Below are 7146 nucleotides of genomic sequence, written 5' to 3'. Positions count from 1 at the left end.
CCAGCGTTCGCTCTGAGCCAGGATCAAACTCTCACGTTGAAGAGATTGATCTGGCCGATCACGTAATTCTCAGACGGAGCCTCACAATCGATCCCGCAGCGCTTCACAGCGCGACAAAATCGGTGAGCTCAAAAAGAGAAACACGACGATCGGCACTAGTCTCTCACTTGCCAGGGCACGAAGCCCCAGCCGCAAGGACAAACGCCGTCCGCGTCTCCCTTCCTCAAATCCAACAATGTCAAAGACCGGTCGATCGGGTCCGAGGACCCACCCACCAGAGACAGACAGCCGATCGCCCGGCGTTCCCGCCGGCCAACCCCGCCGATCTGTCAGAAGATGCCTCAGCGCCCGGGCCACTTCCGCGGCCGGCGCCGATGAGCGGTGTATACGCAGACGGTTCCCGGCCGTCAACACCGATTCGCAGATTTTCCAGCGACGCCCCGGATCGGGCCCCCTCCCCTCTCGCGGCGCCGCAAATCCCCCTGCGGAATGCGCGGTCGCGGCAGACTGCGCCTCAATCTCGACATGCTGGGCTCCGAGATGAACCGCTCGTACCTATACGGCGCGGGCGGCCTGAGCCTGACCGGCCGCGGATCAGTCAGGCTGGCGGGAGCGCTTGTGCGCCGTCGTCTTTCCGGGACCTTCGAGTGAAGCGCGAGCGACTCAAGATCGGCGACGTGGCCGCCCTCGCCCCCGGCGTCGGGCGCGGGGTCCAGGCCCCCCTCGATCTCCTCGGCGCGGATGCGACCCAGATCGACCGGCGCGCGGTCAATTTGCGCTGGCTCTGTGCCAGCACGCTGACCGGCCTGACCGGCGCCGGCCTGATCGCGGCGGCGTTGCACGTCTCTCTGCAGGGTGACGTGTCCTTCGCGGCGATTCCCGAGAAGGCCACCCTCATGGCCCGGCCGCAGCCGAGCGAGAGCGGCGCCAACATCGCCCGCAAGGGCGACCGGCTGGTGCGCAACCTGATGATCGCCTCGGCCAAGCAGAGCTTTCGCGCGCCGGTGACCGTCCGCCTGGGCGACCGCGAGATCATCAAGGCCAAGGCCTTCGTGCGGATCACCACGCCCCTGTCGATGACGACGGGCGTCTATGCCGGCGATCTGCCCCGGTTCGACCCGATGAAGTTCGTCTCCGACGAGCCCCTGGAGCGCGCCCCCGATGCGGCCGCCGACGCGCCCGGGGCCGAGGTGACGGTGGTCAAGCGCGATCTGGCCGACGCCCCGGTCGACGCCAACGCCCCGGCGCTCACCGACGACGACGTCACCGCGCAGGTGGAAGAGGAGCGCCGCATCGCCGCCGAGGCCGGGCGCCGCGCGACCATCCCAATCGCCCCGCAGATCCTGCTGTCGCGCACCCTCCAGCAGGGTGCGGGCGGCGGTGATGCGGAAGGTTCGGTCGCCAAGGACGCCAACCCGTTCAAAGCGATCGAGGTGCTGGTCGTCCCCGAGAACGTCACCAAGGTCGCCAAGGTCGAACTCAAGCCCAACGAGGCGCCGCTCGTGGAGGAGCGCGACATCGCGCTCAAGCGCGGCGAGACCCTGGAGGGCATCCTGAAGGCCACTGGCCTGGCCGGGGACGAGCAGATCCGCGGCATCGTCGCGGCCCTGGGCGGCAAGGCCCGCACCGGCGCGCTCGCGGAGGGCCAGCAGATGCGGGTGCAGATCGCCCCCGGGCCCCGCCCCGGCGATCCGCGCCAGGTCACCCGCGTGGTGCTCTACGGCGAGAACGGGATCGAGGGCATCGCCGCGCTCAACGACCGCAGCGCCTTCGTGTCGGTGGCCCCGCCCACCGAGGAGGCGCCCTCCGCTAAGCCGCAGCCACAGGCGGATGCGGGTGAAGACGAGGACGAGGATTCGGGCTCCGGGCCGCGGCTGTACCAGAGCCTCTACGAGACGGCGGCGCGCCACGACCTGCCGCGCGCGACCGTCGAGGACATCGTCCGGGTGTTCAGCTACGACCTCGATTTCCAGCGCCGGATCAGCAGCGGCGACGGCCTCGACGTGTTCTACACCTACGACGACGAGGCCGGGGCCGATCGCCCGGACCTGCTCTACGCTGCCCTGACCCTGGGCGGCGAGACCCGCAAGGTCTACCGCTTCCAGTCCCCGGATGACGGCACGATCGACTATCTCGACGAGCAGGGGCGATCCCTGAAGAAGTTCCTGCTGCGCAAGCCGATCCCCGACGGGATCATGCGCTCCGGCTTCGGCTACCGGCGCCACCCGGTTCTGGGCTACGCCAAGCTGCATACCGGCGTCGATTGGGCGAACCCGATCGGCACCCCGATCGCTGCGGCAGGCAACGGCGTGGTGATCCGGGCCGAGATGACCTCGGGCTACGGCAACCGGGTCGAGATCCAGCACGTCAACGGCTACGTGACCACCTACAACCACATGTCGCGGTTCGGCCGGGGCGTGAAGGAGGGCGTCCGGGTCCGGCAGGGGCAGATCATCGGCTATCTCGGCTCCACCGGCCTCTCGACCGGGCCGCACCTCCATTACGAGGTGATCATCAACGGCCACTTCGTCGATCCGATGAAGATCCGCGTGCCCCGCGGCCGCGAGCTCGACGGCCGGCTGCTCGCCGAGTTCAAGCGCCAGCGCGAGCAGGTCGACGCGACCATGCTGAAATCGAAGAGCGCCACGGCACTGGCGCAGCGGGATGCGGCCGTCCGCTGAGGCGACGGCCGGTGCGACGTTCGGGGATCGCGTTGCCGAAGGTCGCCGCGCCGCGCCGCTGGGACCGGCACCGCATGAACGGTCCGGCCGGGAGCCGGATCAGGGCCCCCTCCTCCCGGCGGCGATGTAGAACAGGGTGCCGCCCGCCGTGTGCCATCGGCCGTTTGCGGCAGCTTCCGCGATGCGATCGTCGAGGCGGAGGTAATCGGCCCAGGCGCGTTCGAAGAACGCCTCACTTCCCTCCCCGGCGAGGACGCAGCTGCGCATCTCCGCCTTGTCGAAGGGGCCGAGGCCTTCCCGTCGCCAGCGCCTCCCGACGTCGAGAAGGGCCGCCTGTTCGGCCGTGTCGTAGGGCGGAAAGACGGCCGCCGCCCGGTCACAGAGCCAGACGCGGATATCCTGGAGGCCGGCTTCGGCGAGAAAGCCGGGCAGCGACTCGCCGATGGTTTCATCACCCAGGCCCCGGCGTGCCCGGCCGATGACGTAGCGGAGAGCGAATTCGGAGAGGCGGACAACCTCGTCCACCGGCATCGCCGACATGAGGCTGGATATCGGCAAGCGCCCGACCAAGTTGTTCGGCTCGACGCACAGGATCTGACCGCCGGGCTTCACCAGGCGCTTCATCTCGCCAAGCGCCTTCGCGGGCTCCCGGAGATGCAGCAACAGTGTCTGGCAGGTGACGAGGTCGAACGCGGCGGACGGGGCCGGGATATCGTACGCGCTCGCCTGCAGCGTGCTGACGGAGAGGCCGGCCGTTTCGGTCGTCGCGAGCCCGCGCTCGAACGCGGCGAGATGCACGGCCTCCCGATCGACGCCGGTCACGGATGAGCCGGGCGACAGGCGTCCGGCGATCAGGCGCGCCCAATGGCCTTCGCCGCAGCCGACGTCGAGGATCGCGGCCGGCCGCGGCAGGCCAAGCCGCTTGAAGAGCAGATCGAGATAATCGGCGTTCCAGAAATAGTCGCGCTCGGCGCCGAAATACTCGGCCGAGTGCGGCATGCGCCGCGTCGCTTCGTCCGGCATGCGAATCCCCCGGTTCGCCTGCCATGGTGTTGGCCGAAGCTGGCTACGGCAACGGCCATCCGCTCAGGCGAAGCCGAGACGCGCGCGGATCTGCTCGGGGGTGACGCCCGCCGCCCTCAGGTCGGCCAGGCTCTGCGAACCCCGGGTCTTCGCGAGTTTCTCGCCGTCGGGGTCCAGGATCAGGGCGTGGTGATGGTAGCGCGGCGTCGGCAGGCCGAGCAGGCGCTGCAGCAGCACGTGGAGATCGGTGGCCGCTTCGAGGTCGCGACCACGGACCACGTGGGTGATCCCCTCCTCCGCGTCGTCGTGAACCACGGCGAGGTGATAGCTGGTCGGTACGTCGCGGCGGGCGATGACCGCATCGCCCCATCTGGCCGGATCGGCCGCGACCCGGCGCGTCTCGGCCCCGTCGAAAGCTTCGTAATTAAGCGGGGCCTCAGCGCAACGCAGCGCGGCGGCCATGTCGAGGCGCCAGGTATGCGGTTCGCCCCGGGCGAGGCGCTCGGCCGTGATCCCGGGATCGAGCCCGCGGCAGGTGCCAGGATAGAGCGGTGCGCCGTCCGGATCGTGCGGGTTGCCCGCACTGGCGGCCGCCCGCGCCCGGATCTGGCCGCGCGAGCAGAAGCACGGATAGGCCAGCCCCCTCGCGATCAGGCCTTGGAGCGTGGCACGGTAGGAATCGAGGTGGCGGGATTGATGCCGCAAAGGCTCGGGGTAGGTCAGGCCGAGCCAGGCCAGGTCGGTGACGATCGCCGCGACCAGGTCCGGCCTCGACCGGACCGGATCGATATCCTCGATCCGGAGGCGGCAGAGGCCGCCCATCCGCCGCGCGAGGTCGGCGTTGAGCAGAGCCGAATAGGCGTGGCCGAGATGGAGCCGTCCGTTGGGGCTCGGCGCGAACCGCAGGACCGGTGCGCCCGGCCTCACCCGTCGCGGTGGCGCAGGCAGTGCGGCGTGCCGGGCTGGCAGGCGATGCCGGGCAGGGAGCAGGCCGGAACCTCGGCCAAGCGCTGGCAGACGCGGCAGCCGTCGGTCCATTCCAGGCAGGCCGGATCGTCGGCGACCGAGCGCGCCGGAGCCGGGTGCCGGGCCGGCAGCAGCTCGCCGAGCAGCACCGTCGCGATCACGAGAATCGCGATGCCCCAGGCGGCGAGGGCGCCGGTCGCGGAGCGCGGTGCAGGCGGCATGGTGGCGGCTGTCGACATGGGCTTTCTGTTGGCGCGGGGAGCGGCCGGCTGTCAACGCGGGTTCGGCGGGCCGAGCGCATTGCCCCGGAAGGTGAGCGCCGGATCTCGAAAGACGATGCGAAACAGAAAGCCGGCGCGTCGTGCCGGTTCCAGGGCCCGGCACGACGCGCTAGGCGGCCTGCGCGGCTCGGCGCTCCAGCAGGGCCGGGAGCAGCTTCAGATTGAGCGGCTTGGCCAGGAACCCGTCGAATCCGGCGGCGCGGGCGGCGATCTCGTCCTCGCGGCCGGCATTGGCGGTGAGCGCCACGAGGTGCAGCCGGGTCCCCTCCCCGGCCGCTTCCGCGGCGCGGATGCGGCGGGCGGTCTCGTGGCCGTCGAGCCGGGGCATGCGCACGTCGATCAGCGCGAGGTCGAACGGGCCGCTCGATTGCAGCCGCTCCAGCGCCTCGACCCCGTCGACCGCGTGGACGACCTCGGCGCCGAGACGCTCCAGGGCGCGGGTCGCGAGCAGCGCGTTGATCGGGTTGTCCTCGGCGAGCAGGACCCGCAGGCCCGTTCCCGTCCGGGCCGGGGCGGGTACCGGGATGGTTGCGGATTCGACCGCCACCGGTGGGGCGAGCAGCCGCTCGAACAGTGAGCGGGCGCGCACCGGCTTGATCAGGTAGCCGTCGAAGCCGGCTGCGCCCGGCGCCCCGAAGCCGCGGCGGTCGAACGGCGACAGCAGCACGAGGCTCGAGCGGATTCCGCAGCCGCGCGCGGCATCGGCGATCTGGCGCACCGCCGCGTCGCCCAAAGCCCGGTCGGCCAGGACCGCGTCGAAGGCGGCGCCCGAGAGCGCGTCGAGCCCGTCCTCCAGGGTGCCGACGATCACGGTGGCCGCGCCGGCCCGGGACAGGCTGCGCGCCAGGTAGGGCGCCTGGTAGGGCGAATCCGCCACGATCAGGCAGCGGCGCCCTTCGAGCCGGGGCAGAGGGGCCGGACCGGCTTGGGCGCCCTCGGCTTCCGGCAGGGGCAGGACGACCCGGAAGGTCGAGCCGCGCCCGACGCGGGAATCCGCCTCGATCCGGCCGCCCATGCGGGTGACCAAGCGGCGGGTGATAGCGAGGCCGAGGCCCGTGCCCTCGTGGCTGCGGCTGGCGCTCCCGTCGCCCTGCTCGAACTCCTCGAACAGGATCGGCAGACGGTCCTCGGGAATGCCGGAGCCGGTATCGGAGACGGCCAGCGTCACCTCCCCTCCCCCGCCCTGGATGGGCGTGAAGCCGAGGCTGACGCCGACGCCGCCGCGCTCGGTGAACTTGATCGCGTTGCCCGCGAGATTGATCAGGATCTGCCGGACGCGGTCGGCGTCGCCGACGAGCCCCCGGGGGAAGCTTTCCGTCACGTCGAGGGCGATCTCGATGCCCTTGTCCTGCGCCCGCGGGGCCAGGAGCTCCACGACGCTCTCGGCCAGGGCCGGCAGGTCGAAGGGCTCGGCCGCGAGGTCGAGGCGCCCGGCCTCGATCCGCGAGAAATCGAGGACGCCGTCGATCAGCCCCAGCAGGGCCTGTCCGCTGGTGCGCACGGCCTCGACATAGGTCCGCTGCTCCAGGTCGAGATTCGTGCCGAGCACCAGATCGGCCATGCCCAGGATGCCGTTGAGCGGCGTCCGCATCTCGTGGCTGACCGTGGCGAGGAAACGCGACTTCGCCACGCTGGCGGCCTCGGCGCGTTCGAGCGCCGCGTCGCGGCTGCGCAGCGCCTCGACCCGGGCGGTCACGTCGCGGCCGGCGCGCAGCCAATGCATCGCGTCGCCATGCGCGACCGGCATCTCCACGAAGGCGAACCAGCGAACCTGGCCGTCCACTGAACGGATCTGCGCCTCCATGCGTCGGACGCCGTCCTCGCCGACCTCGATCTCACTCCGCTCCAGGATCTCGAGATCGATCTGGGCGCCGAGCAGGTCGATGGCCGGGCGGCCGAGCAGCCGGGCGTAATCGTCGTTGGCGTAGGTGATGCGCCCGCGGGCGTCGCGCTGCACGATCACCTCGGTGGTGGCCGCCACCAGGGCGCGATAGCGGTCCTCGCTCTCGCTGATCCGCCAGATGCGATCCTGCAGTCGCTCGGCTTCGGCCTCGTCCGCGACGGAGCGCCGGGCCCGCCAGTGGCCGAGCGCGAGCGCCGCCGCGATCAGCAGCGCCAGCACGAGCGCGATATCGTTGACGACCATGGCTGCCTCCCCGGCTGCAGGCCGGCTCGGTGCAGGATCGCAGGCGAAG

At 71.0% G+C, this 7146-nt stretch carries 5 protein-coding genes; 1 reads left to right on the top strand and 4 read right to left on the bottom strand.

The annotated features are described in order from the left end of the window. Window positions 1-647: 647 nt before the first annotated feature. The gene (locus BMZ47_RS02180) at window positions 648-2681 is read left to right on the top strand and encodes a M23 family metallopeptidase (protein WP_007564806.1); all 2034 of its coding nucleotides are present in this window, start codon (window positions 648-650) and stop codon (window positions 2679-2681) included. A 99-nt stretch (window positions 2682-2780) separates the two neighbouring features. Here the strand turns inward: BMZ47_RS02180 and BMZ47_RS02175 are convergent, their stop codons facing one another. The 4 genes from BMZ47_RS02175 to BMZ47_RS02160 all read right to left on the bottom strand — a co-directional run bounded on the left by BMZ47_RS02175 (window position 2781) and on the right by BMZ47_RS02160 (window position 7097). Continuing rightward, window positions 2781-3704 carry a class I SAM-dependent methyltransferase gene (locus BMZ47_RS02175; protein ID WP_091858059.1) on the bottom strand — a complete coding sequence of 308 codons (924 nt, stop codon included), beginning with the start codon at window positions 3702-3704 and terminating at the stop codon, window positions 2781-2783. Window positions 3705-3767: 63 nt separating this feature from the next. Next, window positions 3768-4631: a tRNA glutamyl-Q(34) synthetase GluQRS gene (gene gluQRS, locus BMZ47_RS02170; RefSeq protein ID WP_091858056.1), complete on the bottom strand. Its 864-nt coding sequence runs from the start codon at window positions 4629-4631 to the stop codon at window positions 3768-3770. After that, window positions 4628-4909 (bottom strand): hypothetical protein, encoded by a 282-nt coding sequence (locus BMZ47_RS02165; RefSeq protein WP_091858054.1) that lies wholly within the window; start codon window positions 4907-4909, stop codon window positions 4628-4630. The genes gluQRS and BMZ47_RS02165 overlap by 4 nt, the downstream gene beginning before the upstream one ends. A 151-nt stretch (window positions 4910-5060) precedes the next feature. Continuing rightward, the gene (locus BMZ47_RS02160) at window positions 5061-7097 is read right to left on the bottom strand and encodes an ATP-binding protein (RefSeq protein ID WP_091858050.1); all 2037 of its coding nucleotides are present in this window, start codon (window positions 7095-7097) and stop codon (window positions 5061-5063) included. Window positions 7098-7146 lie beyond the last annotated feature (49 nt).

The organism is Methylobacterium brachiatum (genome assembly GCF_900113845.1).
Taxonomy (GTDB): domain Bacteria; phylum Pseudomonadota; class Alphaproteobacteria; order Rhizobiales; family Beijerinckiaceae; genus Methylobacterium; species Methylobacterium brachiatum.
This window is presented reverse-complemented; position numbering and strand designations above follow the sequence as displayed.